This window comes from uncultured Fibrobacter sp. (assembly GCF_946062555.1).
GTDB lineage: Bacteria > Fibrobacterota > Fibrobacteria > Fibrobacterales > Fibrobacteraceae > Fibrobacter.
In genome coordinates, this window is the sequence record NZ_CAMGVQ010000117.1 from 1 (window position 1) to 3,713 (window position 3,713).

Consider the following 3,713-nt stretch of genomic DNA (forward strand, 5'->3'; position numbering starts at 1 on the left):
CGGCATGACAATTGCGAGAAATAGTTAGCTATGGCAGAACAGGCCCGGCATGACAGTCGCAGAGAACTATCGGCTACGGCGGGACAAGGCCTAGATCGACGGAACTGCGGATGGGTTTTGTCTTCCCGGGTTTATCCCGGGAACAACGACTACGGCAAGCCGACGTGACGCTGTTTCTGCTTCTTGGGCTTGGGAGCGGCAGCTTTGTCGGTTGGTGAGCTTGCCGAACCATCTGCTTCGGCCTGCGCGGCTTCAGCTAAAAGCATTTCGAGCGACACGCGGGAAGCTTCCTGCTCAGCCTTCTTCTTGTTGCCCCCCTGACCGCGGCCGTACACGCGGCCATCCACATGAACTTCAACCGTAAACACCTTCTGGTGTTCCGGTCCCGATTCATCGACCACGATATATTCCGGAACCGTGCGGAGCTTACCCTGCAGGTATTCCAGGAGTTCACTCTTGTGATTCGCAAAATCTTCGGCAGAGATAATTTCCTGCACACGCGGGAAATGGAACTTGTTCAAAATCGCGCGCACCTCTTCAAGACCGCCATCCAAGTAAACAGCGCCAAGAACCGCTTCGTAGGCGTCAGCCAGAATGCTTTCTTTGCCGCGGCCGCCGAGCTTTTCTTCGGCCTTGCCTACCTTCATGTATTCGCTCAGGCTCCATTCCTTGGACGACTGGGCGCAGGCGTGTCCCGAAACAATGGCGCTCTTGCGCTTAGAAAGTTCACCTTCCGGATCGTCGGGATAAGCCTTGTAAAGATATTCGGTGGTGAGCATGTTCAGCACGGAATCGCCCAAAAATTCCAGACGTTCGTTGTTGCTCGCGTAAGGCATGTCCGTGCCCGTCAAGAATGAACGGTGCACCAGCGCATGCGCCAAGAGTTCGGGATCCTTGAACCGGTACCCGAGCTTCGCCTCAAGCCCGCCATCGGACTTCTGGCGAAACCAGAGCTTAAGCACTTTGTGGAGAAGAGTTGTTTGTTCCATAAGTTATACCATGAAGTCATTCTGGAACGCGAAGCGTGACGGAATCCATCATTGAAATTCAAATTATGGATCCCCTCCCTAGCGGTCGAGGACAACGTATGGAGGAAAAGTTGATAATGACATAATAGAAAAAAGCAAAGAGGCGGCACCTGATGGTCCCGCCTCTTTAAAGCGCTATCGAAAGAGGCTAATAATTAAGCCTTCTTAGCTTCGATGAAGGCAACCACGTCGGCAACCTTGGCAAACTTTTCGGCGTCGGAATCGAGAATTTCGACTTCGAATTCGTCTTCGAGGGCCATCACGAGTTCCACGCGGTCGAGGGAGTCGGCACCGAGGTCGTTACCGAATTCGGATTCCGGCTTGACATCTTCAGCCTTAACGCCGAGCTTGTCAACGATAACAGCGGTGACCTTCTTGAAAATTTCTTCGTTCATTGTAATCTCCATTTGGATTGATTGTTTGAGTTCAAATTTAGTAAAAAATGCCTAGGCGTTCAACCCACCATCGACGCCAAGAATCTGGCCGGTGATGTAGCAGGCGTCGTCGGACGCCAAAAATGCGGCAGCGTTGGCAATATCTTCGGGTTTTCCGATGCGGCCGAGCGGAATCTGGGCGGCATACTTTTCCTTGGTGGCCTCATCCATGGCGGCGGTCATGTCGGTACCGATAAAACCGGGGGCAATGGCGTTCACGGTAATGCCGCGAGAGGCAAATTCCATGGCGTTGGAGCGGGTCATACCGATAATGCCGGCCTTGGCGGCGGCGTAATTGGCCTGACCGGCCTGGCCGTGCAGGGCGTTAATGCTCGAAATGTTGATAATGCGGCCGGTACGCTTGCCCATCATGGTGCGGGCGACAGCGCGGGTGCAAAGGAACACGGAACGCAGGTTCGTGGCGATCACGGCGTCGAAGTCTTCGTCCTTCATGCGCATCAGCAGGCCATCGCGGGTAATACCGGCATTGTTCACCAGAATGTCGACCGTGCCCATGTCGGCAATGATCTGCTTGAACACGTTCTGCACCGTTTCGGAGTCGGCCACGTTGCAAGCATAGCTCTTGACCTGCACCCCAAGTTCGGCGGAAAGTTTGTCGGCCAATTCTTCCTTGACCGAGGTGGAAAGGATAGCGACGTCAGCACCTTCGCTGGCGAGCTTGGTTGCAATGGCGAGACCGATACCGCGAGAAGCGCCCGTCACGATTGCCTTTTTACCAGTAAGTTTACCCATAGTAGTCCTTTCGCGGCAGAGCCGCAGTTGGCAGAGCTTAGTAGGCAGAACTTAGTTGGATTGCTTCGCTACGCTCGCAATGACGTCGTTCTAAGTTCTAAGCTCTAAGTTCTAAGTTCTATAATGCCTGGAAAGCCTCGATTGTTTCGACCGGAGTGACCTTCACGTCGCGGCTGATCTTGCGCATGAGGCCCATAAGCACCTTGCCGGAACCCACTTCGACACCCTGCGTCACACCCAGGGACATGGCCTTGTTCATGCAATCATTCCAGCGGACCGGAGACACCAGTTGGCGCACCAGGAGGTCGGCAATTTCAGCGCCCTTCGTGACCGGTTCGGCAATCACATTGGCAATGACCGGCTTTTCGACATCGTTGAACTTGGTTTTGGCAATCGCTTCGGCAAGGCCTGCCTGAGCGAACTGCATGAGCGGGCTGTGGAAGGCACCAGAAACGGCGAGCGGAATGGCCTTGATGCCGGCAGCAGCGCAATTTTCGACGAGCTTGTTCACGCCGGCGACCGCACCGGACACCACGATCTGGCCCGGGCAGTTGATGTTGGCCGGAACCACAGTACCGGCATCCTTCACGGCTTCGCAAAGTTCAAGAATCTTGGCTTCGTCCTGGCCCATGATAGCGGCCATGGCACCCGGGTTCTTGGAACCGGCGCTGGCCATGAGTTCGCCACGGGTACGCACCAGGCGGAGGCCGTCATCGAAGCTGAAACCGCCGGCAGCGTAAATGGCGGAGTATTCACCGAGGGAATGACCTGCCACGTAGTCAAAGGCAAAACCTTCGGACTTGAGGAGTTCCATCACCATGGCAGACACGGTAAAAAGTGCCGGCTGGGTGTTGTCGGTGCTCTTCAGAACTTCTTCGGGACCTTCGGCCATGAGCTTGGAGAGCGAGAAACCGAGAATCTCGTCGGCCTGCATCATGAGCTTCCTGGCCGGTTCAAAAGTAGAAGCCAGCGTCTGGCCCATGCCCACATACTGGGCACCCTGGCCCGGAAAAAGCAAAATCGTCTTAGACATTATATATATACCTCTGCGGCTAGACCGCACTTTTATTGTTTCGCGCTACAATTTAGAAAATACAGAACATGCAAAAGGGCTCCCCATGCAAACCTAGCAAGAAAACAGAAATGTAAGATTTTTAAAATATTTTTATAAAGTAGCGGAAAAATACATCAAAAAAGGCCCCTCAAACAGAGGGACCTTCAAATTTGATCAGATTTACATTTTTTGAGCTATTTGCCACATCAATTTGCTTGTTGGACAGCTATCTTTCAGATGGAACCGTTTGCAAACGGCGAAGCTCAAGTATTTCTTTTTCAGAAAGGCCCGAGTACTTGACGATTTTTTCAATCGGTTCGTTATCCATAAGCATAGCAACAGCCGTTGCGCGAGCTTTGGCGTCGGCACCTTCAGCGCGTCCTTCAGCACGGCCTTCTTCACGGCCGATTTCAAGACCCTTGACGCGACCTTCCTCAAGGCCTT

The 3,713-nt window shown here is 53.5% G+C and carries 4 protein-coding genes and 1 pseudogene; all 5 read right to left on the reverse strand.

Features of this window, described 5'->3' with window-relative positions; genetic code table 11:
* Positions 1-149: 149 nt before the first annotated feature.
* Positions 150-989: a ribonuclease III gene (rnc, locus tag Q0P86_RS16665; protein WP_295041064.1), complete on the reverse strand. Its 840-nt coding sequence runs from the start codon at positions 987-989 to the stop codon at positions 150-152.
* A 194-nt stretch (positions 990-1,183) separates the two neighbouring features.
* On the reverse strand, positions 1,184-1,423 hold the full coding sequence (gene acpP / locus Q0P86_RS16670) for an acyl carrier protein (RefSeq protein ID WP_072800986.1): 240 nt from the start codon (positions 1,421-1,423) through the stop codon (positions 1,184-1,186).
* 51 nt (positions 1,424-1,474) lie between these two features.
* Positions 1,475-2,215 carry a 3-oxoacyl-[acyl-carrier-protein] reductase gene (gene fabG / locus Q0P86_RS16675; RefSeq protein WP_295041066.1) on the reverse strand — a complete coding sequence of 247 codons (741 nt, stop codon included), beginning with the start codon at positions 2,213-2,215 and terminating at the stop codon, positions 1,475-1,477.
* A 118-nt stretch (positions 2,216-2,333) separates the two neighbouring features.
* The gene (gene fabD / locus Q0P86_RS16680; protein WP_295041068.1) at positions 2,334-3,248 is read right to left on the reverse strand and encodes an ACP S-malonyltransferase; all 915 of its coding nucleotides are present in this window, start codon (positions 3,246-3,248) and stop codon (positions 2,334-2,336) included.
* Positions 3,249-3,495: 247 nt separating this feature from the next.
* Positions 3,496-3,713, reverse strand: a pseudogene (locus Q0P86_RS16685) (hypothetical protein); the annotation flags it as partial.